At 66.1% G+C, this 22,772-nt stretch carries 23 protein-coding genes and 1 pseudogene; 12 read left to right on the top strand and 12 right to left on the bottom strand.

The window, feature by feature from the left end; all coding sequences use genetic code 11:
• Positions 1-111: 111 nt before the first annotated feature.
• From AB0M45_RS30610 to AB0M45_RS30590, 5 genes are all read right to left on the bottom strand, one after another.
• Positions 112-1,170 carry a hypothetical protein gene (locus tag AB0M45_RS30610; protein WP_364336334.1) on the bottom strand — a complete coding sequence of 353 codons (1,059 nt, stop codon included), beginning with the start codon at positions 1,168-1,170 and terminating at the stop codon, positions 112-114.
• A gap of 110 nt (positions 1,171-1,280) precedes the next feature.
• Positions 1,281-2,795, bottom strand: a complete 1,515-nt coding sequence (locus AB0M45_RS30605; RefSeq protein ID WP_364336332.1) for an FAD-dependent monooxygenase — start codon at positions 2,793-2,795, stop codon at positions 1,281-1,283.
• A gap of 476 nt (positions 2,796-3,271) precedes the next feature.
• Positions 3,272-5,110: an adenylyl-sulfate kinase gene (cysC, locus tag AB0M45_RS30600; RefSeq protein WP_364336330.1), complete on the bottom strand. Its 1,839-nt coding sequence runs from the start codon at positions 5,108-5,110 to the stop codon at positions 3,272-3,274.
• Positions 5,110-6,042, bottom strand: coding sequence for a sulfate adenylyltransferase subunit CysD (gene cysD, locus AB0M45_RS30595; RefSeq protein ID WP_364336328.1), 933 nt, complete (start codon positions 6,040-6,042; stop codon positions 5,110-5,112). The genes cysC and cysD overlap by 1 nt, the downstream gene beginning before the upstream one ends.
• Positions 6,043-6,051: 9 nt before the next feature.
• Complete coding sequence (locus AB0M45_RS30590) at positions 6,052-6,951, bottom strand: helix-turn-helix domain-containing protein (protein ID WP_364336326.1); 900 nt, start codon at positions 6,949-6,951, stop codon at positions 6,052-6,054.
• A gap of 84 nt (positions 6,952-7,035) precedes the next feature.
• Between AB0M45_RS30590 and AB0M45_RS30585 the strand changes: the two genes are divergently transcribed.
• Genes AB0M45_RS30585 through AB0M45_RS30575 form a run of 3 tightly spaced genes read left to right on the top strand, consistent with a single transcriptional unit; the run spans position 7,036 to position 10,148 of the window.
• Entirely contained in the window at positions 7,036-8,199 is a 1,164-nt protein-coding gene (locus AB0M45_RS30585) for a hypothetical protein (RefSeq protein ID WP_364336344.1), read from the top strand.
• Positions 8,199-8,975 (top strand): SDR family oxidoreductase, encoded by a 777-nt coding sequence (locus AB0M45_RS30580; RefSeq protein ID WP_364336324.1) that lies wholly within the window; start codon positions 8,199-8,201, stop codon positions 8,973-8,975. Before AB0M45_RS30585 ends, AB0M45_RS30580 begins: the two co-directional genes overlap by 1 nt.
• A gap of 9 nt (positions 8,976-8,984) precedes the next feature.
• Positions 8,985-10,148, top strand: coding sequence for a sulfotransferase (locus AB0M45_RS30575; protein WP_364336322.1), 1,164 nt, complete (start codon positions 8,985-8,987; stop codon positions 10,146-10,148).
• 82 nt (positions 10,149-10,230) lie between these two features.
• Here AB0M45_RS30575 and AB0M45_RS30570 read toward each other — a convergent pair whose 3' ends face one another.
• Together AB0M45_RS30570 and AB0M45_RS30565 are read right to left on the bottom strand one after the other, a co-directional pair.
• Positions 10,231-10,461 carry an EthD domain-containing protein gene (locus tag AB0M45_RS30570; protein ID WP_364336320.1) on the bottom strand — a complete coding sequence of 77 codons (231 nt, stop codon included), beginning with the start codon at positions 10,459-10,461 and terminating at the stop codon, positions 10,231-10,233.
• Positions 10,462-10,580: 119 nt separating this feature from the next.
• On the bottom strand, positions 10,581-10,967 hold the full coding sequence (locus AB0M45_RS30565) for a helix-turn-helix domain-containing protein (protein WP_364336342.1): 387 nt from the start codon (positions 10,965-10,967) through the stop codon (positions 10,581-10,583).
• Positions 10,968-11,098: 131 nt separating this feature from the next.
• Here AB0M45_RS30565 and AB0M45_RS30560 point away from each other — a divergent pair, with 131 nt between their 5' ends.
• The 3 genes from AB0M45_RS30560 (at position 11,099) to AB0M45_RS30550 (ending at position 13,214) form a co-directional block, all read left to right on the top strand.
• Positions 11,099-11,809 (top strand): DsbA family oxidoreductase, encoded by a 711-nt coding sequence (locus AB0M45_RS30560; RefSeq protein ID WP_364336318.1) that lies wholly within the window; start codon positions 11,099-11,101, stop codon positions 11,807-11,809.
• 176 nt (positions 11,810-11,985) lie between these two features.
• A complete protein-coding gene (locus AB0M45_RS30555) occupies positions 11,986-12,501 on the top strand; it encodes an NAD(P)-binding oxidoreductase (RefSeq protein ID WP_364336316.1) in 516 nt (171 codons plus the stop codon).
• Positions 12,498-13,214, top strand: a complete 717-nt coding sequence (locus AB0M45_RS30550) for an SDR family NAD(P)-dependent oxidoreductase (protein WP_364336314.1) — start codon at positions 12,498-12,500, stop codon at positions 13,212-13,214. Before AB0M45_RS30555 ends, AB0M45_RS30550 begins: the two co-directional genes overlap by 4 nt.
• A 308-nt stretch (positions 13,215-13,522) precedes the next feature.
• On the opposite strand, the gene AB0M45_RS30545 is transcribed toward AB0M45_RS30550, so the two are convergent.
• Together AB0M45_RS30545 and AB0M45_RS30540 are read right to left on the bottom strand one after the other, a co-directional pair.
• Positions 13,523-14,281: a DUF899 domain-containing protein gene (locus AB0M45_RS30545; RefSeq protein WP_364336312.1), complete on the bottom strand. Its 759-nt coding sequence runs from the start codon at positions 14,279-14,281 to the stop codon at positions 13,523-13,525.
• Between the two features lie 29 nt (positions 14,282-14,310).
• A complete protein-coding gene (locus AB0M45_RS30540) occupies positions 14,311-15,075 on the bottom strand; it encodes an SDR family oxidoreductase (RefSeq protein WP_364336310.1) in 765 nt (254 codons plus the stop codon).
• A 205-nt stretch (positions 15,076-15,280) separates the two neighbouring features.
• Here AB0M45_RS30540 and AB0M45_RS30535 point away from each other — a divergent pair, with 205 nt between their 5' ends.
• The 4 genes from AB0M45_RS30535 (at position 15,281) to AB0M45_RS30520 (ending at position 18,822) form a co-directional block, all read left to right on the top strand.
• A complete protein-coding gene (locus AB0M45_RS30535; protein ID WP_364336308.1) occupies positions 15,281-16,240 on the top strand; it encodes a sigma-70 family RNA polymerase sigma factor in 960 nt (319 codons plus the stop codon).
• A gap of 46 nt (positions 16,241-16,286) precedes the next feature.
• Positions 16,287-16,517, top strand: coding sequence for a helix-turn-helix domain-containing protein (locus tag AB0M45_RS30530; protein WP_364336306.1), 231 nt, complete (start codon positions 16,287-16,289; stop codon positions 16,515-16,517).
• A gap of 260 nt (positions 16,518-16,777) precedes the next feature.
• Entirely contained in the window at positions 16,778-17,389 is a 612-nt protein-coding gene (locus AB0M45_RS30525; protein WP_364336340.1) for a TetR/AcrR family transcriptional regulator, read from the top strand.
• The gene (locus AB0M45_RS30520; protein ID WP_364336304.1) at positions 17,386-18,822 is read left to right on the top strand and encodes a hypothetical protein; all 1,437 of its coding nucleotides are present in this window, start codon (positions 17,386-17,388) and stop codon (positions 18,820-18,822) included. Before AB0M45_RS30525 ends, AB0M45_RS30520 begins: the two co-directional genes overlap by 4 nt.
• A 145-nt stretch (positions 18,823-18,967) precedes the next feature.
• On the opposite strand, the gene AB0M45_RS30515 is transcribed toward AB0M45_RS30520, so the two are convergent.
• Positions 18,968-19,648, bottom strand: coding sequence for a hypothetical protein (locus tag AB0M45_RS30515; protein WP_364336302.1), 681 nt, complete (start codon positions 19,646-19,648; stop codon positions 18,968-18,970).
• Positions 19,649-19,662: 14 nt separating this feature from the next.
• Between AB0M45_RS30515 and AB0M45_RS30510 the strand changes: the two genes are divergently transcribed.
• Complete coding sequence (locus AB0M45_RS30510) at positions 19,663-19,992, top strand: hypothetical protein (protein WP_364336300.1); 330 nt, start codon at positions 19,663-19,665, stop codon at positions 19,990-19,992.
• Between the two features lie 65 nt (positions 19,993-20,057).
• A protein-coding gene (locus tag AB0M45_RS30505) for an IS3 family transposase (RefSeq protein ID WP_364336298.1) occupies positions 20,058-21,259 on the top strand; the annotation gives its coding sequence in 2 pieces (ribosomal slippage) (positions 20,058-20,334 and positions 20,334-21,259; 1,203 coding nt in all).
• A gap of 360 nt (positions 21,260-21,619) precedes the next feature.
• On the opposite strand, the pseudogene AB0M45_RS30500 reads toward AB0M45_RS30505, so the two are convergent.
• Positions 21,620-21,682, bottom strand: a pseudogene (locus tag AB0M45_RS30500) (hypothetical protein); the annotation flags it as partial.
• Positions 21,683-21,856: 174 nt separating this feature from the next.
• Positions 21,857-22,531, bottom strand: a complete 675-nt coding sequence (locus AB0M45_RS30495; RefSeq protein WP_364336296.1) for a PaaI family thioesterase — start codon at positions 22,529-22,531, stop codon at positions 21,857-21,859.
• Positions 22,532-22,772: the final 241 nt, after the last annotated feature.

Genomic DNA, 22,772 nt, shown 5'->3' with positions numbered 1-22,772 from the left:
TTCGTCAAGGGTGAAGTCGTCAAGACCGTCCCGGAGGCGCAGATCGTCGAAACGCTCATCGAAGAGGCGATGCGCATCGCCGAGGAGATGGGCGAAACGAGGGAGTAACAGTCACCCCGCCGCCGTATCCCGAGATTGCATGGTGCTGGCGCCAGGCACGGCCGGTCTCCCGGTGACTTGGGATGACCGTCGGGTTGTGCGCCGATACGCGCGTGTCGTGAGGGCAATGGACAGTACGAAAGTGATGACGGCGTAGGGCAACGAGCCTAGGGGCGCTCCGTCGAGGGTGTGTCCATCACGCGCTGTGAGGTAGTCCGGCAGCGCCGCGATCCAGATCCCAGCGGCGATGAGGAGATACACCATTACGCAGGTCAACGCGAACCGGTCCCGTCCTTCTCGGGCATCGGTCACGTCGACGTCGGGGTGACGGTCGATGCGCGCGAAGACGGAGGCCGTCACCGCCCCAGCGATGGTGACCAGCAGCCAGGTCCCGACGAACCGCCCGGTTTCTGTCGACGCTCCTACGAGGTCGATGATCACCGCGGGCGCGGCGAGCGCGAGTTCGATCGGCCAGATCAGTAGGCAGACCACTCCGACGGCACAACCCACCATGATCGCGCTGCCGGGTCGTGTCCGTCGTGTCACGACAGATGTCGCCAGCGCGAGTGCGAAGGGGACACCCAACGCGAAGGCTTGAATGTTCACATACGGGACCGCGCCCAGCGCGGGTTTCGACAGCGACAGCGTCTCGCTCCATACCCACCACCGGAACTGCACCGCGACGGTGTCGATGACGGCGTACAGGCAGTGGAATACGAACATCACACAGGTCGCACCGACGACGGGGCCATGGCGCCGGAACGCCCCCGTGTGCTGGACGATTACATAGGCCACGTAGACGAACACCGGGTACATCGCGACGATGTACAACGGGAGGCGATCGTGGAGGAACTGCACCGAGAACCGGTTGTGCACGATCAGTGGTCCGGGCTGCGTCTCGAGCCCGAACCACTGCGGAGCGTAAGCGAACGGTTCCAGCAGCAGGACGCAGACGACAGACGAGATCCACACGACGAGATTCGAAGCATCGCCCCGCGCTCGAAACCAGCGATACGCGTGGACCAGAGCGGCGATGGCACCGACGATCATGGCGTACTCGATCAGCGGCATCGTCCAGTGCTGCAATGCGAACGGATTCTCGACACTGACGAATCTCCCACTGTCACAGTGAATTCCGCCGAGTGGAGCCGCCATCTCAATGAATTCGATGCCACATGGGCTCACGGTTGCGTCCCGCCATGGACGCGGTGGACCAGAGCCTTATCGTGCGGCGATACCTCCAGGCGACGCAGCGACGAGTAATCGGTTCCTGGGGGCGGAAGATGCGCGGGAACGGTAGACGGTATGCGCGTCAATCCGAGCAACCGCCGTGTTCCATAAAGTCCCAGCCCGGCGAGCACGCGCGGATTGGTGAGAAACTCCGGCAGGGACTCTCGGACGTTGAGTAGGCGATCGAAGTGCCGGTCGAGCGCGGCGTCCTGCCATACCGCTTCGGCGAAGAACTGAAATGCCGGCCAGTTGACGCGTCGCAACAGCCGTTGGTGCGGGCCCGCGGAGATCGTCTCGGTTCCGCGGGCATGTTCATAGCCGCGGTCACGGGTCAGCGCCAGTGCCCACGGACGTCGCAGAAAGCGCGCCTGTTCGGCATAGAAGGCGGCGGGAAACTCCGTTGCCAGTGGATCGAGATCGCGTGCGAGACGCTGCACGATGAGCCCGGTCACGGCCGCGCAGGACATGCCTTGTCCGTAGATCGGGTTGAACGCGCCGACAGCGTCGCCCACAGCGATGAAACGTGGTGGCGGCGTGGATAGTCGATCGAATCGCCGCCATCTGTTGTGCGTCGAGCGAGTGTGATGGACCTCCGACATCGGCTGTGCGGCGTCGAGTACCCGAGCGAATTCCGGGGAGCGGGTGTCGCGTGCCAATCGTTCGAATGACAACGCATCAGTAGGTGTGGGCAGCCCCCACGATCCCATCATCGCGATGATGAAGTTGTTTTCGATCGGGAAGACGATGCACAGATATTGATGGGCTTCTGGAGCGTTCGGATCGGAGTCGGGAAGAACGGTCATCCACTTCCACCAGGCGACTGATTCCTCCGGTAGGCGGTACAGGCGCGAGGAGTAACTCACCTTCGCATCGAGGGTCAGTTCTTCGATCTCGAACCCTAGCTCACGCATCCATGCCGGGCTGCGACTGCCGCGGCCGGTGGCGTCGACGACGAAATCGGCGGCCAGTTCGCCACGCGCGCCGGTCCGTTCGCGATAGCTGACGCCGGTTACCACCGCTTCCGGCCCACTGTCGTCGGACAACAGCGCGAGCACGCGCATACCTTCTCGCAGCTCGATCCCCGAGTCGCCGCGCATGACGTCCCGCATCGCCGCCTCGAGGGTCGGTCGTGAGGCGAACAATACCGACATCCGCGTTCGTGCCCGTGGCATCCATCCGGTCGCGAAACACGTTGCGCCGTGATAGCCGGGATCCAGATCCATACCGCCGAGCTCGAGCAGGCGCTCGGTGAATCCGGGGAACAGTGACTCGATCGCTTCCCGTCCCACGTCGAGGAGGAAGTGGTTGTGCCAGGCTTGTGGCGTGCCGCGTCGTCCCTGCGCCTGAGTAGGCAAAACATCCTGCTCGAGGATGGTGATCTTGCCGAAGCGACCACGCAGGGCCCGTGCGGTGCACATGCCCGCGATGCTGCCCCCGATGACAACAGCGTGTCCTGAATCGGCCATGATGAACGACCTTCCGATCGCCTAGACCCCGGATCGTATCGAGGAGCCCGTTTGTTGCCACGAGTGTCGTCTATCCCCAATTGAGGGAATTGCCGTGTGATCACGATTTGGCGACACAGGTTCGCCTCCCCCGAGGGCTGGGGCCACACACCACGTCTGCCGCGGGCGCTTCAGTCGATGTCGAAGTTCTCGAGGAGGTCCGCGATAGAACCTCAGTCGCGACTCCGGCCACGATCGCCGGAGTCGCCACGGACGCGATAACCGGAGTGTCCCGGTTGCGGTCTTCCATCCCGCGATCTGCGGTGCGTTGCACTGTTGACCGACGCACCACGCGGATGATGCCCCAGGTGTACGTGATCAACGCTGCGATGAAGGACAGTGCTGCCATACGAATCCGGCCTGGTGACCCCGCGCAACTCCTGACATCCCCGGATTCGGCCACATGGTGCCTTCGTCGAGGCCGGCAATGACGTCGCTCAGTCCATCCTGGTCAGTCGCGCGATGATGGTCGTGGCCATCGAGGCGGGGTCGCCGTGGTCCGGCCGCAGGACGATGTCGGCGTTCGTCGGTGCCTCGTAGGGGTCGTCGATGCCGGTGAAACCGTGGATCTCGCCCGCGCGTGCCTTGGCGTACATGCCCTTGGGGTCGCGGGCTTCGCAGACCGCGAGCGGTGTATCGACGAACACCTCGAGGAACGGGATGCCCGCGGCCTCGTGCGCGGCCCGCACCCGGTCGCGGTCGGCCCGGTACGGGCTGATCAGCGAAACCACCGCCACCACACCGGCTTCGGCGAACAGTTTGGCCACCTCGCCGACGCGCCGGACGTTCTCCACCCGGTCGGCCGCGCTGAATCCGAGGTCGGCGTTGAGCCCGTGTCGCAGGTTGTCGCCGTCGAGGAGGAACGCCGGGCGCCCCGCGGCCACCAACCTGCGCTCCAGTTCCACCGCGACGGTGGATTTTCCGGAGCCGGACAAGCCGGTGAGCCAGACGGTCAGGCCGCGGGTGGCGCGCTCGTCGCGCCCGACCGCGGTGGAGTGCCAGACCACCCGTGCGGACGGCAGGGTCGGGCCGGTGATCATGCCCGCGGCGACGGTGTTGTTGGTGGCGTCGTCGACCAGGATGAAGCTGCCGGTGGCGCGGTTGCGCCGGTACGGGTCGAACAGCATCGGCTGGCGGCTGCGCAGCTGGACGCGTCCGATCTCGTTGAGCGTCAACGACTCCGCGTCTTCGTCGCGATGCAGGGTGTTGACATCCAGACGGTAGTCCAGGGAGCGGACCTCGACGGTGGCGGCGCGGGTGGTGTGCCGGATCGTGTAGGTCGCGCCGGGGGCGAGCTGGGTGTCCTCGGCGAACCAGCACACCATGGCATCCAGGTCGCGGCCGGCGTGCGGGCGATTGTTGGGGCGGCAGATCAGATCGCCTCGGGAGATGTCCAGCTCGTCGGCGAGCTGGATCGTCACCGCGTGCGGTGGAAAGGCTTCCGCGACCGGTGTGCCACCCGGACCCCAGATCGCCGCGATCGTGGTGGTGAATCCCGAAGGCAGCACCGCGACTTCGTCGCCCGGTTTGAACACCCCGCCTGCCACGGTTCCCGCGTAACCGCGGAAATCCTCGGCGTGCCTGCGCGTGACGTACTGCACCGGGAACCGGGCGTCGATCAGGTTGCGGTCCGAGGCGATGTGCACCTCTTCGAGGTGGTGCAGCAGGGGAGTGCCCTCATACCACGGCATGCTGGCGCCGCGGTGCACGATGTTGTCGCCGTGCAGCGCCGACACCGGCACGAACGTGAGATCGGAGACGTCGAGTTTGGAGGCGAATCGCGCGAATTCCTCGCGGATCTCCTCGAAACGCTGCTGCGACCAGCCGACCAGATCCATCTTGTTCACGCACAGCACCAGGTGCGGGATGCCGAGCAGGCCGGCCAGGAAGGCGTGGCGGCGGGTCTGCTCGATCACGCCTTTGCGAGCGTCCACCAGGATCAGCGCCAGATCCGCGGTGGAGGCGCCGGTCACCATGTTGCGGGTGTACTGTACGTGACCCGGGGTGTCGGCGATGATGAATTTCCTTCTGGGCGTGGCGAAATACCGGTGCGCCACGTCGATGGTGATGCCCTGTTCGCGTTCGGCGCGCAGGCCGTCGGTGAGCAGGGCCAGGTTCGGGTAGTCGTCGCCGCGGTCGCGGCTGGTGCGCTCCACCGCGGCGAGCTGGTCGGTGAAGAGCGTCTTCGAGTCGAACAGCAGTCGTCCGATCAGGGTCGACTTGCCGTCATCGACGCTGCCCGCGGTCGCGAGGCGCAACAAGGTGGTGGTCGTCATCAGAAGTAGCCTTCGCGTTTGCGGTCTTCCATACCTGCCTCGGAGATGCGGTCGTCGGCGCGGGTGGCGCCGCGCTCGGTGACCCGCGCGGCGGCGACCTCGGCCACCACTTCGGCCGGGGTGGTCGCGGTGGATTCGACGCAGCCGGTGCACGTGGCGTCGCCGACGGTGCGGAATCGCACGGTGGCCTCGTAGGGCTGCTCGCCGTCGAGGATTTCGAGAAACCGGGTGCGCGCCAAGAGCATTCCGTCGCGTTGCACCACCGGTCTGCGATGCGCGTAGTACAGCGCGGGCAGCTCGATGCCCTCGGCGGCGATGTAGCTCCAGATATCCAGCTCGGTCCAGTTCGACAGCGGAAACACCCGGATGTGCTCGCCCGGCCGGTGCCTGCCGTTGTAGAGGTTCCACAGCTCGGGGCGCTGCCTGCGCGGATCCCACTGGCCGTACTCGTCGCGGAAGCTGAACACCCGCTCCTTGGCGCGAGCCTTCTCCTCGTCGCGGCGGGCCCCGCCGAAAACCGCGTCGAACGATCCCTCGTGGATCGAGCGCAGCAACGTCGTTGTCTGCAACCGGTTGCGGGAGGCACGCGGACCGGTCTCCTCGACCACGCGTCCGGCATCGATGTCGTCCTGCACCCGCCCGACCACAAGGCGCAGCCCCAAGCGCGCCACCGTGGCGTCGCGGTAGGCGATCACCTCGTCGAAGTTGTGCCCGGTGTCGATGTGCAGCACCGGGAACGGTAGCGGTGCAGGCCAGAAGGCCTTGGCCGCCAGGTGCAGCATCACCACCGAGTCCTTGCCGCCGGAGAACAGCAACACCGGGCGTTCGAATGTTGCTGCCACTTCACGGAATATGTGCGCCGACTCGGCCTCGAGCGCGTCCAGATGGGGCAGCTCGTAGGTGCTCGCCGTCGACTTCGCGTACTGGCTCACATCGCAAAACTAGAACACGTTGCGGTTATTGGTCAATGGTTTGTGGCCGCCCGAGCTCGCCGTCACCGCGTCGGCGGCGGCCACCAGCGCTGTGCCCCGCCGCGCGATTTCGGCGCCGGTGATCGAGGCGCCGACGTACATCGTGAGCACCATGTTCTGCCTGCCGTCGCCGTCGTAGGTGGGCGCGGCGAGCAGGCTTACGGCGTGCTCCTTGCGTGGCCGCAGATCCGACCCCAGATAGACCCGCTCGCCGAGACTCGTCACCAGCTCGGCGACCAGTTCGCGCAGCTCGGGCGGTAGATCACGGTCGGCGACCCCGGCCAGGAGCGAGTACAGCCGCCGTCCGGCGGCGGTCATGCTCTCTACCAGGAACCCGCGCTCGCGGCACTCGGCGACCACCTGGCGCAGCCGCGCCTCGTCCTGTCGCAGCGGTACCGCCGGCGGCTTGGCCAGCCAGGCCTCGAAGGCGTCGTCGGTATCCCAGAGCACGTACATCAGGCCGACCGGCGGCGCGAAATGGTAGGCCGCGCCCACCTTGACCAGGCCGGGCCCGGTGCTTTCCAGTACCATGATCTGCTCGCCGACCACGGCCGACGCGGTGCAGGTCGTGCGGTAGCGCGCGGTGAGTTTCTCCAGCTCGACGCGGGCCAGTGCGGAGATCGCGAAACTGTCCTGCGCCACCCGGCCTGCGGCGATCAGCGCTGGTCCGAGCCCGTAGATGCGGGTATCCGTGTCGCGCACCAGGTAGCCGCCCGCGGTCAGTTCGGTGAGGATGCCCAGGCAGGTCGGCTTGGCCAGGCCGAGCTCGCGGGCGAGCTCGGAGAGCCCGAAGCGTTTGCCGCGCTGCTCGACGAAGAAATCCAGGACCTGAATCACCCTGGCGGTGGGCGCGGACCGACGGCCGACCATTGACCACTCCTAGAACACGTTCTAATCTCTCTCCTATAGAAATGTACCAGAGTGGTACATATTTGGAACACCGGAGAGAGCCTCTTGCTGACCCAGCCGTTCGCGGACGCCATCGCCGCCGCCGAGCAGATCATCACCGCAGCCGCGCACATCCGTACCGAACAGGACCTCGTCGAGGGCTACGACTATCTGGCAGGCAGCATCCGTGCGTCGCTGCAGATGGCCTGGGCCTATGAGCGGGACTTTCCGTTCTTCGTGCAGTCCACCGGCCCGTACACGAAGATGGGCTTGGACAATCCGGACACCCTCTATTTCCACTCCTACCTGCGGCCGGATGCGGAATACGTGGTGACCGGCACGCGCGGCACCACCCGGGACCTGAGCTTCCAGGTGCTCAACGGCAACTATTCGCCGGTGGACGTGCCCGACAGCCTCACCGCGTTCGACGATCGCGAACTCGAGATCGGCGCGGACGGGTCCTACGAGCTCCGGTTCGGTCCGGGCGAGGCGCGCCCCGGCTACGTGCACCTGAGCCCCGACGCGGCGATGCTCGTGGTCCGCGAGGTCTACAGCGATTGGTCGGCCGAGAAAGCGGGCACGATTCGCATCCAGCGGGTGGACCGGATCGGCGACGCTCCGCCGCCGCTGACCAAGGACGTGCTGACCAAGCGGTATGACGTGGCGGGCAAGATGCTGGTTTCGCGGTTGAAGACCTTCCTCGCCTTCCCGGAGTGGTTCTATCTGAACCTGCCGGTGAACACGCTGACCGAGCCGCGCTCGACGCCGGGCGGGCTCACCACGCAGTTCTCCTCGGTCGGCCATTACGACCTGCACGACGACCAGGCCATGATCATCACGGTGCCGAAATCCGATGCGCCGTACCAGGGCTTCCAGCTCGGCAGCATGTGGTACCTGTCGCTGGACTACATCAACCATCAGACCAGCCTCACCGCCGACCAGGCACACGTGGACCCGGACGGAATGATCCGGCTGGTGGTCAGCGAGCGCGACCCCGGCCTGGCCAACTGGATCGAACGCACCGGCCACGCACGGGGATATCTGCAGTTCCGCTGGCAGCGGCTGTCCAGGGACATGAAACCCGACGACGGGCCGACCGTGGAGATCGTTTCGGTCGCCGATCTGCCCGAGCGGCTGCCCTTCTACGACCAGGCGCGCGTCACGCCGGAGCAGTGGCGCGAGCGGATCGCGGCGCGGCAGGTGGCCGTCGCGGAAAGGATGCTCGGCTGATGTTGTTGCAGGACAAAGTCGTTGTGGTTTCCGGTGTCGGGCCGGGACTCGGCCGCGCCATCGCCGTGCAGAGCGCGAAGGCGGGCGCGGACGTGGTGCTCGCCTCGCGGACGGAGTCCCGCCTGACCGAAGTGGCCAAGGAGATCACCGAACTGGGCAGGCGCGCGGTCGTCGTGCCGACCGACATCAACGACGAGGCCGCGGCGGTCAACTTGGTGGAGACCGCGCACAGCGCGTTCGGCAAGGTCGACACACTGGTCAACAATGCCTTCGCCATCCCGCCCATCGTCGATCTCCTCGATGTCGACCTGGATCAGGTGCGGGCGGGCTTCGAGACCAACGTGCTGGCCGCGCTGCGGCTGACCAGGCTGTTCGTGCCCGCGCTCACCGAGACCAAGGGTTCGGTCGTGATGATCAACTCAGCGGTGCTGCGCCACTCACGGCGGACCTTCGGTCCGTACAAAATGGCGAAGGCCGGCCTGCTCGCGCTCGCGCAGAGCTTGGCCACCGAACTCGGGCCGAACGGGATCCGGGTGAATTCCATTGCGCCCGGCTATATCTGGGCCGACAACTTGAAGTGGTACTTCAACTACTTGGCGCAGCAGCGGGGGATCACCGCCGAGGAGGTCTACGCCGAGACCGCGAAGACCATCGACCTGCGCAAACTGCCCGAACCCGACGAGATCGCCGACGCGGTCGTGTTCTTCGCGTCCGCCCTGTCGCGCGCGATCACCGGCGCGTGCCTGGACGTCAACGGCGGCGAATACCACCACTAGGAGATGACCGTGATCGGTAGGGACGACGTCGGTACCATCGACGATCTGCACGCCTCGGCGACCAAGGTGGTCGGGCTGGACGATTTCGGTACCGACGACTATCGCGAAGGGCTCGAGGTGCTGCTCGAGTCCTACACCAAGGACGCCGAGCTCACCCCGTTCGGCAACAAGGTGAATCGCGCTTTTCTGCGCGGTGCGCTGATCGCCCGGCTGCTCAGCGAGGCTGCCTGGCAACGTTTTCCGGAACACGCCGACGTGGCGATCGAGCGTCCCGTCTTCGTGACCGGGCTGCCGCGCTCGGGCACGACGGCGGTGCACCGCCTGCTCAACGCCGACCCGGCGCACCAGGGGCTGGAAATGTGGCTGACCGAGATGCCGCAGCCGCGCCCGCCGCGGGAGACGTGGGGGAGCAACCCGGTGTACCAACGCCTCGCGGCGGCCTACGAGAAGCACCACGTGGAGCACCCGGAATTCATGGGCGTCCACCACATCTCGGCCGACCAGGTCGAGGAGTGCTGGCAGCTGCTGCGGCAATCGGCCATGTCGGTGTCCTACGAGTGCCTGGCCTACCTGCCGCGCTATTCCGAATGGCTGCGCGACCGAGATTGGACCCCTGCCTACCGCAGGCACCGGCGCAACCTGCAACTGATCGGGCTTCCGGACGCCGGAAAACGATGGGTGCTGAAGAACCCGAGCCACTTGTTCGCCCTGGACGCGATCTTCGAGGTCTACCCGGACGCGCTGATCATCCAAATGCACCGCGATCCGCGCACCATCATCGCGTCGGTGTGCAGCCTGAACGAACAAGCGTCCGCGGGCTGGTCGGAGAAATTCCGCGGACCGGTAGTCGGCGCGGCACAACTGGACCTCTGGGCGCGCGGCGCGGAACGCTTCCTCACCGACCGCAAGCGACACGACGCGGCACAGTTCTGCGACGTCGACTACGGCGAGTTCGTCGCCGATCCGATCGGCACGGTCGAGTCGATCTATCGCCACTTCGATCTGCCGTTGACCGACAAAGCGACCGCCGCGATGACCGCGTTGCACGCCGAAAGCACCTCGGGCGCAGCACGTCCGGCGCATCGCTACACCCTCGATGATTTCGGCCTGACCGCCGAACGGGTGGACGCCCGGTTCGGCGCGTATCGGGAGGCGCACTTCCCGGGGCGCTGAGTGCCTTTCGGTTCCGCAGCGGCATTTGTCGGTAGGACCGCTGCTCGCCCTGATATTCAGTCGAGCAGCACGTGCTCCTTGGTCAGGAAATACGAAGACCGGGCAGATCGATGAAGCTCTTCTCGTCTTCGGCGAGCCGTTGCTCGGCCTGTATCCCGGCCGGTGTGGCGAGCGCCGTGATCAGCGCTTGCTCCGAGGGGAACCGGACTTCGGTGACGCCGTCGAAGGCTCGCCGGTGCCGCCTGTTGTGGCTGGCTGTTGCAGGCCATGAGGTTGTAGACGGCTGGCCGTCATCGGAGCGGTGGCCCCGCAATGCCGCCGAGTTGCGGGTTGTCCCGTCCGCTGTGAGGCCCAGTGTTGCCGGGTCGCCGGTCGGGATCTCGGCCGGCCCGAGGGTGGCGGCGCCTCTATTTCGATATCGAGGTTCGCTGCTCAGGACCGGGACGTGGCGGTCTCAGCGCGAGAGCGGTTGGTGCGAATCTCGTCATGGTGGTCGGCGGCCCAGCCGATCAGCTGCTTGACGATGTCGTTGAGGCCCTGCCCCAGCGGGGCAAGGGTGTACTCCACGCGCGGTGGGACTTCGGCGTAGGCGGTCCGGGTGATCAGACCGTCTTGCAGGAGATGGCGCAGGGTGTGGGTGAGCATGCGCTGGGAGATGCCGGGGATCTGGCGTTGTAGGTCGGTGTAGCGCAGTGCACCGTCTTGGAGAACGGCGATGATCAACATGCTCCACTTGTCGCCGACTCGGTCGAGTATCTGACGAATGAATTCCATGTGGTCGGCCGGGATGCTCGCGCATGGGCCTGCCGTGGCCGCCATCGCTGTTGCTGCATCGTCCTGCATGGCACCCATCCCTCTCCGTCACGTACACCGGTGTGCCTTTTGTATGGATCTCCATTCTGACGCATCATGTCGTTACGAACAAACTGTATGAATTGGAGGTTAGGGGCGTGAAGGTCGAAATCTGGTCCGAGATCACCTGCCCGTGGTGCGGCCTGGGCAGCCACCGGCTGGACCGGGCAGTGGAACGGTTCGAGCACAGCGACCAGATCGAGGTGGTTCACCGCTCGTTCCCCCTGAGCAGTGGCTTCCCCGAAAACCGCACGCTCAGTGTCCGCGAGGCGGTGATGGCCAAGTATGGCGCCATCCCCGAGCAGGCCGGCGCACTGGACATCGAGGGTATGGCCACCGCCGAGGGCTTGGCTCCCTATCGGGTCCTGGACAACCGGGTTGGCAACACCGACCTTGCCCATGAGTTCCTGGCCCACGCCTCTGCGATGGGCAAGAACCGCGAAGCCTGGGACATGTTCTTCCGGGCCTATTTCGGTAAGGCCGGGCCGATTTTCGCCCTCGACGACCTGCTCGGCTTCTCCGACAAGCTCGGTCTGGATCGTGAACAGATCCGTGAAGTGCTCACCGAGCGCCGCTACCGCCAGCAAGTCCAAGACGACGCCCGCCGCGCCCAGTCCCTCGGAGCCACCGGCGCTCCGTTCATCCTCATCGACGGCCGCTACGCCGTACCGGGTGCACAGGGCAGCGACGCCCTGCTCGGGCTGCTGCGGACCGCGTGGAACGAGGCCCATCCGGTCACCGCGGTAGCACCCGGCGGCGACACGCCGGCCTGCGGCCCTGACGGCTGCGTCGTCCCGGCCCACCCCTGAACCACCGCAACACGCAACGTCACCCGAGCTGACCATGGCCACGATCGCTCCGGCCCTCGCCCCGCTCCTCTCCTTGCACGAAGCGTCCATGGCGGCCGCCCACGACAAGGTCCGCGCCCTCGTCACCGCCCTCGGCACACCGCGTGCCGCCTGATGCAACCCGTTAGGTGATCCCCATGACCAACTTGCTCGTTCTGGGCGGCAGCGGCCGCACCGGAACCCACGACCTCGAGGACGCCGCTGCCCGCGGCCACCGCGTCCGCGCCCTGGTGCGCAACCCCGACGTCGTCCAGGCCCCGCCCACCGTCGAGCTCATCCAGGGCACGCCCGCGAACATCGACGACCTGGGCAAGGCCGCCCAGGGCACAGAGGCCGTCATCAGTGTCCTCAACAACTCCCGAGCGTCCGACAACCCATGGGCCGAGCCCATCAGCCCGTCGATGTTCATGACCGATGCCGCCGGCAACACGCTGGCAGTGATGGACGAGCAAGGCACCCGCTCTCTCGACCACCTCATCCGTGCCTTCGGCACGGATTGGACACTGGCCCGGGCCGTCGCACTCAGCGATAAACCGGCCGTCGGCCCGCTGCGGGCGTCCCAGACCGGCAACGCTGAGCCGGCCCCCCGAGTCAGCCGTGCCGATCTGGCCGGATTTGCCCCGTCCCACCTCACCTCGAGGAGCATTGCATGAGGAAAGTGAGCGCAATCTTCGGCGCCGGACCAGGCCTCGGTGCCGCCATGGCTCGCCGTTTCGCGGCCGAGGGTTTCCGGGTCGCCCTGGTGGCGCGCCGCAAGGACCGTCTCGATGCCCTCGTCGACGAACTCACAGCCGCAGGCATCGACGCGGCAGGCTTCACCGCTGACCTCAACTCACCCGAAGAAGCTCCCATCGTCGTCGATGCCATCCGCGAGCGCTTCGGCCGCATCGACGTCATCGAGTACGGGCCGGTCCCCAACGGCGGGTTCACCCCCGCCGCCAAGCTGGACCCAGCCACACTGGCCGTCGGCATTCCCCTGCTGATGCTCACCCCGCTCGCGGTGGTTCAGGCCGTGCTGCCGGAATGGACCGAACGCGGCGACGGCGCATTCCTGATGACCACCGGAGCCGGTGCAGTGCAGCCCATGCCCTACGCGAGCGGGGTCGTTCCGTTGATGGCCGGTGCCCGCAATTGGCTCTACTCCCTCAACGGCGAGCTGGCCGCCTCCGGCATCTACGCCGGCACACTGTCGATCGCCGCCTTCATCGACGGAAGCGAGGCCGCACAGACCATCACCGCAGCGGCCGACCCGCAGGCCCCGGTACTGCCCCTGGTCGACCCAGCCGAACTGGCCGAGATCTACTGGGATATGTACACCAAGCGCGACCGCGTCGAGGAAGTCCACCCGGACCTCCCGACCAGCTGAGACACCAGTCCCTGCGGGTTGCCGACCGCGCGCACCGGGTCCACAACCCGCTGGGTCACGCCGAAGGGACTTCCACACCGATCAGCGGCGCTGTGGCACGACCCGGCGCTACCCGACTGATTGTCAGAACCCATCGTCATCAGAGCCGACGAGCCCGCTCTGCCCATTGCGTTGCGGAACAAAACGGCCGGTCGCGCATGTGGCCGCCGAAATGGGCATCTCACGCCAGTGCGCCTCGAAGAGGCCATGCGCCGCGAGCACAGCGGTCGTGACGGCGAAGACTGAGGAAAGTACTGACCTCGAGTCGATCACGTGGAGGCGCGGTCCTCCGAGTCGGCTCGCGGCGGCCGTTGGTCGTTGGGGTTGTCCGGGTCGGGGTCGCCGAACCACCGCGACGGCGTGTGCTGACCGTATTCGTCGTGCCAGTCCCACCATTCGTAGGGTGGGGTCTGCGGATAGCCCTGCGGTGAGTCCTCCCACTGCTCCTGGCGTCCCAGCGCGGTCATATCGAGGTAGCTCCACGTGGTTCCCAGTGCCTCGTCGCCGCGGTTGTTGATGAAGTAGGTGCGGAACACCCGGTCGCCGTCGTGAATGAATGCGTTCGTGCCGTGCCATTCGTCCACGCCGAAGTCGGCGTCGAAGTCGTCGGTGATGGTGTACCACGGCATCTCCCAGCCCATTCGAGCTTTCACGCGCTCGATGTCCGCTCGCGGCGCGCGGGAGGCGTAGACGAGTGTGGTGTCGCGGGCGTTGAGATGGGCCAGGTTGGGGACATGATCGGCCATCATGGAGCAGCCGCGGCAGGCATGGTCGGGCCAGCCGCTCACGCCGGGTTCGAAGAAGGCGCGGTAGACGATCAGCTGACGCCGGCCCTGGAAGAGGTCGAGCAGGCTCGCCTTGCCCTCGGGTCCCTCGAACACGTACGCCTTGTCCACGGCCTGCCACGGCATCCGCCGCCGCTGGGCGGCCAGCGCGTCACGCGCGCGGGTCAGCTCCTTCTCCTTCACGAGCAGTTGCTGCCACGCTGCCTGCCACTCCTGTGGCGAGACGATCGGCGGTGTCTGCATACGATGCCCTTCCTTTCGGTTTCGGTCATTCAGGCCAGCGGTGATATGCCCGCGGAGGTGAGCGTGTTGGCGTGGTGGACCGGATGTGCAGCCGTCGCGATTTCGAGAACCGACTTGCCCACCTGCTCCGGGGCGAGGGCGGGTCCCAAGGACCGCACGAACGTGTCGACATCGACGCCTTGCCGCTCGGCGTAGGCGGCCACCACCGCGGCTCCCAGGTCGGTGGCCGGCGTCAACTGAGGGAGGACGGACACGAACCTGATCCCCAGCCCGGCCCGTTCCGACTCGACGGCGGCATAGCTCGTGATGAGCCTGACAGTGGCCTTCGCCCCCGCGTAGCCGCCGCTCAGCGGCGACCCGTTGATCGCCGCGCCGCTGGAGAACGCGATCACCGAGCTACCCGGCGCCAGCGGCCGCCGCAGCGCTTCTCGCACCCAGTGGAACGCCTGCGCTACGTCGACATTCCAGTTCTGGCTGAAGGTCTCCCACGTCTGATCCTGCAAGGGGCTCATCCGCGGAGCGGCCCCGGCGCACAGGACCACCGTGCGCGGCCGATGTTCGTCGAGCAGTCGCCTGGCCGTCGCGGGATCGGCGGCGTCCGCGGTCACCGCGGTGAAGCTACCGCCGAGTTCGTCGTGCACGGCGTCGAGCTGCGCGCTCGTCCGGGCGATGCCGACGACATGGGCACCGGCAGCCGACAGGGCCCTGGCGATGCCGCGGCCGAATCCACGGCCGGCCCCGGTCACGATCGACGTCGTGCCGTCGAGGCCGCCGGTCTCGAGTGTTTGGTTCACGGTCGTATTCGCTTTCGTTGGTGGTGTGCTCGGAGGGTTCCCACAAATTCAGATACGTCGAGCCGCCGCGATTCATCGGTGCGGGGCCGACCGATCGCCTTCTTTGACGATCGGGGCCGAGCCGACCGATGAATTTCGGCCGCCGGACGTATCTCTACTGGTAGGGGTGCCCATCCCTGCCACGTCGAGACCTAGGAGTACGACCTTGCCGGTCCAGGAGGATTTCATCGAGCAGGCGGCGCCGTTTCGTGCCGAACTGATCGCGCACTGCTATCGCATGCTCGGGTCGGTGCATGATGCCGAAGATCTCGTCCAGGAGACGTACCTGCGCGGCTGGCGCGGCTATGCGGCGTTCGAGGAACGCGCGGCGCTGCGCACCTGGTTGTACCGCATCGCGACGACCGCATGCCTGCGCGCACTGGAGAACCGCGCTCGCCGGGTGCTGCCGGCCGGCCTGGGCGGCGGCTCGGTCGACCCCGATGCGGGTCTCCACCGCGACGCCGGTACGTACCAATGGATGCAGCCGCTGCCCGACGCGTTGACACCGGAAACGGCACTGGTCGCCAGGGAAAGCGTGCGGCTGGCCGTGGTGACGGCCATGCAGGAGCTGCCCGCGCGTCAGCGGGCCGTGTTGATCCTGCGCGACGTCGCCCAGTTCAGTGCCGCCGAAGTGGCGGAACTGCTCGAAACCACCCCATCCGCGGTCAACAGCGCCCTGCAGCGGGCACGCGCCCATCTCGCCGAGGTCGCCCCCACCGACGAAAACGTGACCGAACCGGAAGACGCCGTACGCCGAGCACTGCTCGACCGCTACTGTGCGGCATTCGAGAACGCGGACCTCGCAACCCTCACCGAGCTATTGGCCGCCGACGTCAGGCTCGAGATGCCGCCGGTGCCGCTGTGGTTCACCGGACGCGACGCTGTTACCCAGTTCCTTGCCAAGCGTGCCTTCGCCGAGCCGGGTGATCTCATGCTGATCCCGACGGCCGCGAACGGACAACCCGCTGTCGCCGAATACCGTCGCGGCGCGGGCGGCAACCTCGAAGCCCATTCGATACACGTCATCACCACCAGCGCCGGCGGGGTCACCGCCATCACCGTCTTTCTCGAACCAACGCTGTTCGCCGCTTTCGGCATGCCACTGACCCGCCCGAAGGGCGATTGACCGGGCAGCCGAGCACAAGCTCGAGGCGAAGAACATTGTTCAGTCGATGATCGCGGTGGCTTCGATCTCGACCAGCGAGATGCTCACCCGGAACCTGCGCATGCTGGAGCGCAACGGCTTGGTCGAGCGAACCGTGCACCCCACGGTGCCGCCACGCGTCGAGTACACCCTCACCGAACCGGGCCAAGCCCTACGCGAGACAGTTCACCGAATGTGCGACTGGACCCACCAATATCTCGGCCACATCGAAGCCGCCCGTCGCCGCTTCGACCCGTGACGGGTCTAGCGCCGCAATCGGCCAGGCCCCTTCCTGCTCGTTCGACGTCTCGCCCTCCGTCGAAAACCCGGTGAGGTCGATGGATCGAGAGGGTGATGTCCCGCTGTGCGGCTGACTGGCCGAATCGGGGGCGATCCGGCCAGTCGCCGATGAGATGTCGTCTCGACGATTGATCACCAGGCCCTTGGACTTATAGCTACTAGATTGTAGCTACTATTGACTAGCTACAATATAGTAGCTATATTTCCCGTGTGGACGCGATGAACCCCCCGGAGAAAGGCCGCCGCACCAAGCTCGAATTACGCGCAGACTGCCATGCGGCCGTCATCGCGGAGGCGGCTGAGACCGGCGTCGGCCGGCTGGCGATGGAGGGTGTTGCACGCCGGGCGGGTGTCGCCAAGACCTCGCTCTATCGGCACTGGTCGACGGTCGGGGATCTGCTGATCGAGGCGCTGGCGCAGGCGTATCCGGTGGAAGTGCCGTCGCCTGCGGGCGGGAATCTGCGCGGTGACCTGCTGCGGGCACTCGAGCAGTTGACGGAGTGGCTGTCCGGCCCGACCGGATCGGCGACGGCTGCGATATTGAGCGAGCGGCAGCGGCGACCGGACCTGGTCGAGTCGTTGTACCGCAACGTCTTCGACCTGCGCGGCGGACGGTTCACCAGGACGGTTCTCGATCACTACGCGGCGCTCGGTGAGATCGACGCCACACTGGTCACGCCGATCGTGAGCGATATCGGTGAGGCGCTGGTGATCAAGCATCACATCGACACCGGCCAGTGGCCCGACGAGCGCATCAGGTCGGCCATCGTCGACGAAGCCCTCTTGCCCGCGCTCGGATTCCCACCTTCGACCAAGCGAAAGGCGAAATGACAAGCGCACCATCGAGTTCGGTCCACGTGGACTGGACAACGACCACCGGCACCTCGCGCACCACGCTGACCACGCACCTGTGGACCGCGCCCCCACTGCGGCGTGGTTCACCGATCCACGACAAGGCATTCGACGCGTTGCGTGCGCTCGACGCCGACCTCGTTCGGTTCCTGCCGTGGTTCTCGCACCCGCGTATCGCTGTCGCCGAGCTGGCTGCGCCGACGGCGACCGAAACATACTGGGATTTCGACCTGCTCGATCCCGTGATCGAGGACTTCATGGACGCCGCAGGGGGTCGGCCGGTCGTCGCGAACTTCGCGACCATTCCGGCCTGGATGTTCCGTACCGACGAACCGGTAGCCGTAGCGGAGGACCCTGATCAGATTCATTGGGACTACGAGCAGGGCAGCGAATTCCGTGATCCGGCTCTCGCCGAGGTCGCGGACTACTTCTACCGCGTCGCCAGCTGGTATATCGCGGGCGGGTTCACCGACGAACTGGGGCGCAGGCACGAGTCCGGCCATCACTATCGCTTCGCATACTGGGAAGTGCTGTGCGAACCCGATCTCGGGCACCGGATCACGCCGGAGCTCTACACGAGGCTCTACGACGCTGTTGTCGAACGCCTCAGGCCATTGGACCCCGATATGAAGTTCGTCGGGCTGTCGCTGAGTCACATGCACCGCGAGCCCGAGTACTACTGGCATTTTCTGGATCCGGCCAACCATCGGTCCGGTGTCGCGCTCGACGCATTCTCGTATCACTTCTACGCGTCGCCGGAGATCGTCAACCCGTTCGGTCCGGAGGGCAATGCGCCGTCCGCGCACTGGCGCGACATCTTCTTCGCGCGAGCCGACGGATTCCTCGAACAAGTGCGGTTCATCGATTCGATCCGGCGCAGGTTGGCCCCGGACATCAAAACGTTCATCAACGAGTTGGGTACCTACGCCCCCGATGTGATGAATCCCGCCCCCGAGATCCCGGACGAGTACTGGGCATTGAGCGCCGCAGTCCAGTCCTACCTGTGGGCCGAACTGGTCGCATCGGGGATCGACCTGGTGGGGATCGCCGAGTTCATGGACTACCCCGGCATGATCCCCGGCACCTCGCTCATCGACTGGGAAACCGGCGCACCGAACCCGCGATACCTGGCACTGGAACTGCTGCTGCGACACTTCGGCCCAGGCGATTTGCTCGTCGTTACCACAACCGGATTTCCCGATCCACGGATGCACGCGCAAGCCTTTGTGACCGCATCCGGTGAACGAAAGCTTGCACTGATCAACAAAACCGACGTGACGATCGCGGTCACCGTCGATTCCGGATGCGTCTTGGAGCAGATCGGAACCAAGGGTCTCCATAGCGCGCCGATCACCGACCCTGTCGTGACACTCGACCCCTTCGCAACCGCGGTCGTCACCTACCGACGATGACCTCATCATTCGGAATCAGCCACACCGTTCGACCGGTGACAGAGCAGCCGTGAGCCTTGTCGCCCTCATCGAATTCGCGCGTGCACCCGCATACTGCGTGCCCGCGAAGACCGCTCTCCGGTGTTATGAGGACGGCGGCCCTCGGTCAGACGAGGCTGTTGGCGGCGAGTTTGGTGTCGAGTTCGCGCAATCTGGCCGAGCCGGGTGCGGTGTGGCTGATGGTGTCGCGGGCAGCGCGGACTTCGCTGGCCAGGCGGGCAGAGCCATGGGTAGCGGCGGTGCGGGCGATGATGCGTGCGGCTTCGTCGGCTTCGCCGACCAGGCACAGCGCGGTGCCCGGACCAACATCGGCGAATCCGCGCGAGAGCGCGAAGGCGGGGTCAATGCGTTCCACGCACCCCTTTGCCGCGGCGACTGCTTGGTCGCCGATGCCGAGCTTGATCAGGCATTCCGCCGCGAATCCCGCGTTCAGGGCGGCGTCGTACACGTAGGTGGGCAGATGCGTGGATGCCGCAGTTTCGATGATCTCGCGTGCCTCATCGAGTGCGGTGCGACATTCGCGGACTTGGTCGAGTTCGGCGTGCGCCTCAGCGGCCATATCGCGGGCGTACGCGAGGAGGTAACCGTCGTCGCTGCGACTGGCCCAGTAGGCGGCGGCCATGGCGTGATCGACTCCAACTCCGGGCTGCCCGCCCTTGGTGGCAGCCAGCGACATGTTGCACAGCACCAGCGCCGTCAACGATGGGTTCGCCGCTTCGTGAGAGGCGTTGCGAGCCAATTCGTAGTGGTGGCCCGCCAGGCGCAGATCGCCCGCGTCATATGACATCCAGCCCAGCGACCGTGCCAGCGACGCCCGAACCGACAACAGTCGCGACCGAAGGGGGCGGGGCAGTCGCGCAGCAGCGCGTCCACCACGTCCGCCTGACCTTGGCGGACAGCGAGCACGGCTTTCGGGCCGAATGCCTCGTACTGACGGCCGACAGCGTCGAGCACGTTTTCGATCTGATCGATAGCGGTAGCGTCGAGCTGCACCGTCAGTCCGCGGGTCAGTTGCCCGCTGGTGCCGCGTTCGAGCCCTGCCAGCAGCGCGGCGGCTGGCAGAGTTCCCGCGACGGCGAGAACTTCGAGCATTTCGCGTCGGTTCATGTCCAACTGGGCCGTCCCCGATGAATGAGACCACTCGGTATTAGAGTCCTGTTTGGCCTGGTGAGGGCCGAGAAGGGACACTGAGAGACATGGCAGGACGTAAGCGGCATTCCGCGGAGGACATCGTGCGGAAGCTGCGCCGTGCCGACGAGTTGACTGCCGCCGGTAAGACCGGCGAGGAGGTTGCCGCGGAGATCGGGGTGTCGACGGCGACGTTGTACAACTGGCGCCGCCAGTACGGCGGTGTGGATACCGACGCGGCGAAAGAGCTCAAGGAGCTGCGAGAGCAGAATGCGCGCCTGAAGCGGTTGCTCGCGGATGCCGAGCTGGAGAAGGACGCGCTGCGGGAGATCGCTCGGGGAAAATTCTGAGCCCGGCAGCCAAGCGCCGCGCTGTGGACATGCTTCGCACTATGAAGAGCATGTCGGAACGGTTCGCGTGCAAGGTCGTTGGGCTGATTCGGTCGACCTATCGGCGGCTGCCGATCAAGGACACCCCGATCGATCCGGATGCCGGTTTGCGGGCGTGGCTGCGCTCGTACGCGGTCAAACATCAGGGGCACGGGTTCCGCCGTGCCTGGGCCGTCCTGCGGTTCGACGAGGGCGCAGGCGTCAACATCAAGAAGGTCCACCGCCTCTGGCGCGAGGAGGGCCTGCAGGTCCGGCAACACCATCCCCGAAAACGAGCCGGGGTTTCCTCGGTCCCGCCGGTCGAGGCTGATGCACCGAAGGTGGTGTGGGCGTTGGATTTCCAGTTCGACTCCACGGTCGACGGTCGGGCGGTGAAGATCGCGTCGATGATCGACGAACACACCCGAGAATCCCTGCTGCACGTGGTGGAACGGTCGATCACCGCCGAGCGGCTGGTCGCCGAGCTGGAGAAGGTATTCGCCACGACCAGCGGCCCGCCGAGGGTACTGCGGATGGATAACGGTCCGGAGATGATTTCGGCTGCCCTGCAACGGTTTTGCGCCGACCGGGTCGGGATCTCCTACATTCCTCCGGGTACGCCCTGGAACAACGGCTTCGTCGAATCGTTCAACCGGCGGCTGCGGACCGAGTGCTTGAACCGCAACCACTGGACCACCTTGCTCGAGGCTCGGGTGGTGATCGGCGATTTCAAAGTCGACCACAATCGGCGGCACCGGCATTCGGCGCTGGGCTACCTGACCCCGGCCGAGTACGCTGCGGCCTGCACCCACACCCACCATCCGGTGGCCTGCGGGACTGGTGGGCGGCGCCGGTGCCATTTCCGGCCGCGAAGCTTCATACCCACACGATTGGACAGGTAGTCGATCAACTGGCTCAGCTGACGGTGCAGACCTACATCGCGATAGCCACCGCGCCGGACACCTTGTTCCACGACGCGTCCGCCCAACTCGCCGAGCTGGGCGGTGCCTACCAAAACCTGGTCGACGACCTCGCTCGCGGCAGCCAGACAAAGCCTTCAGAAAACAAACGGGGTGGCACCGCACAGCGGTGCCACCCCTTGAGCACTTCGTCGCTGTCGGATGGGACGGTGACGAGAAGTCGTGTCGGGAACCAAGCCATGCCAGCGGATCCCGCCCGCCATGAATCGTGCGCGAACCGGAGCGCCTGATCGTGTTGTAGAGGATCCGGAATCGGTGGACCTCCATGTCCAGGGCGTCGCCGTCGGCGATGACGCCGCGAAAAAGGCGCTCGTATTTCAAGGTGCCGAAGAACCGCTCGATCACACCATTGGTCTGTGGTGACCGGACACGGGTGCGGACGTGTCGCAGCAGCGGATCCGGTCCGGCGAACGCGGTCTGCGTCTGGATTTTGTCGCCTGCTCGACGGCCGCACGGCTATTCATGCAGGACTGGCGCATGCCACAGCGACGAACCGATCCTCCGACACCGCTCCGCAGGTCAGGGTTGACCGGGTTTGAGGACGATGAACAGGCCGTTGGCCTCGGCGCATAGGCGGTCGCCGTCGTGCAGGGTGGCGCGGACGTAGACCTTGCGTCCTTCCTGGCGTTCGGCCCACGTGCGCACCTTCAGTTCGGTGTTCAGTGGGGTGATGGAGCGGTAGTCGACGGTGAGGGAGGCGGTTCTGGTTACCGCGCCCGCGTGGACGGCGGCGGCCATACCGAGTAGGTCGTCGAAGGCGATGGCGATCTGGCCGCCGTGGGCGGCGGTGTTGCCGCCGAGGTGGTAGGTGCGGAAGGTGATGCGGGCGTCGACGCCATGTTCGTCGACGTGGTCGATGACGAACGGTGGCAGAGTGATGTTGCCACAGGCGGGCAGGTCGAAGCGGGTCCAGTTCGGGGTCGACCACTCGTCCACGAGGGCGTCGTCGAGCTTGTCGTTCAGCTGCTTGAGCAGGCCGATCGCCTCTACCGCCAGGTCGTCGGAGGGACTGGCCAGGCGAACACGGTCCATCAGGCCGCGGACCTGTTCGATGAACCGGCCGTAGTGGGGCCCGCCGCGGGAGATGTCGTCCTTGGCGGCCTCGTGGGCGGCGATGAGTTCCGGCATCGGGCGGAACCCGCCCTCGTGGTGCTCCTTGCTCGGCACCGCGTCGCCGGTCTGCGGTTCGTTCATGAGAACACGTTATAGGTTGTCTGGTGAATGTTCGCTGGGCGGGTGCCGGGTCCTCCGGTGGCGTGCTGTACCGCCGGATTGGTCCCTCTTCACGCGCGCCAGCCGAACGAAGGCGAGGCAGCCGCCTAGGCTGGTGCGCGATCGGCTATCGCGTAGCTCCGAGTGGCTCGGCGCGGTTCCGGCGGCCGGGTGCGGGACTCGGCCTCGATCGACCTCTTCGTCTGGTGAAAGGTTTTGTGTG

The organism is Nocardia sp. NPDC051787, from assembly GCF_040681325.1.
Lineage (GTDB): Bacteria > Actinomycetota > Actinomycetes > Mycobacteriales > Mycobacteriaceae > Nocardia.
This window is presented reverse-complemented; position numbering and strand designations above follow the sequence as displayed.

What these genes read in the sequence shown, in the direction of transcription:
- AB0M45_RS30610 (WP_364336334.1), bottom strand. Translation starts at nt 1,170, where the DNA reads ATGCCGCTGATCGAGTACGCCATGATCGTCGGTGCCATCGCCGCTCTG.
- AB0M45_RS30605 (WP_364336332.1), bottom strand. Translation starts at nt 2,795, where the DNA reads ATGGCCGATTCAGGACACGCTGTTGTCATCGGGGGCAGCATCGCGGGC.
- cysC (WP_364336330.1), bottom strand. Translation starts at nt 5,110, where the DNA reads ATGACGACCACCACCTTGTTGCGCCTCGCGACCGCGGGCAGCGTCGAT.
- AB0M45_RS30590 (WP_364336326.1), bottom strand. Translation starts at nt 6,951, where the DNA reads ATGGTCGGCCGTCGGTCCGCGCCCACCGCCAGGGTGATTCAGGTCCTG.
- AB0M45_RS30580 (WP_364336324.1), top strand. Translation starts at nt 8,199, where the DNA reads ATGTTGTTGCAGGACAAAGTCGTTGTGGTTTCCGGTGTCGGGCCGGGA.
- AB0M45_RS30565 (WP_364336342.1), bottom strand. Translation starts at nt 10,967, where the DNA reads ATGGCGGCCACGGCAGGCCCATGCGCGAGCATCCCGGCCGACCACATG.
- AB0M45_RS30555 (WP_364336316.1), top strand. Translation starts at nt 11,986, where the DNA reads ATGACCAACTTGCTCGTTCTGGGCGGCAGCGGCCGCACCGGAACCCAC.
- AB0M45_RS30550 (WP_364336314.1), top strand. Translation starts at nt 12,498, where the DNA reads ATGAGGAAAGTGAGCGCAATCTTCGGCGCCGGACCAGGCCTCGGTGCC.
- AB0M45_RS30545 (WP_364336312.1), bottom strand. Translation starts at nt 14,281, where the DNA reads ATGCAGACACCGCCGATCGTCTCGCCACAGGAGTGGCAGGCAGCGTGG.
- AB0M45_RS30530 (WP_364336306.1), top strand. Translation starts at nt 16,287, where the DNA reads ATGATCGCGGTGGCTTCGATCTCGACCAGCGAGATGCTCACCCGGAAC.
- AB0M45_RS30525 (WP_364336340.1), top strand. Translation starts at nt 16,778, where the DNA reads ATGAACCCCCCGGAGAAAGGCCGCCGCACCAAGCTCGAATTACGCGCA.
- AB0M45_RS30520 (WP_364336304.1), top strand. Translation starts at nt 17,386, where the DNA reads ATGACAAGCGCACCATCGAGTTCGGTCCACGTGGACTGGACAACGACC.
- AB0M45_RS30515 (WP_364336302.1), bottom strand. Translation starts at nt 19,648, where the DNA reads ATGTCATATGACGCGGGCGATCTGCGCCTGGCGGGCCACCACTACGAA.
- AB0M45_RS30495 (WP_364336296.1), bottom strand. Translation starts at nt 22,531, where the DNA reads ATGAACGAACCGCAGACCGGCGACGCGGTGCCGAGCAAGGAGCACCAC.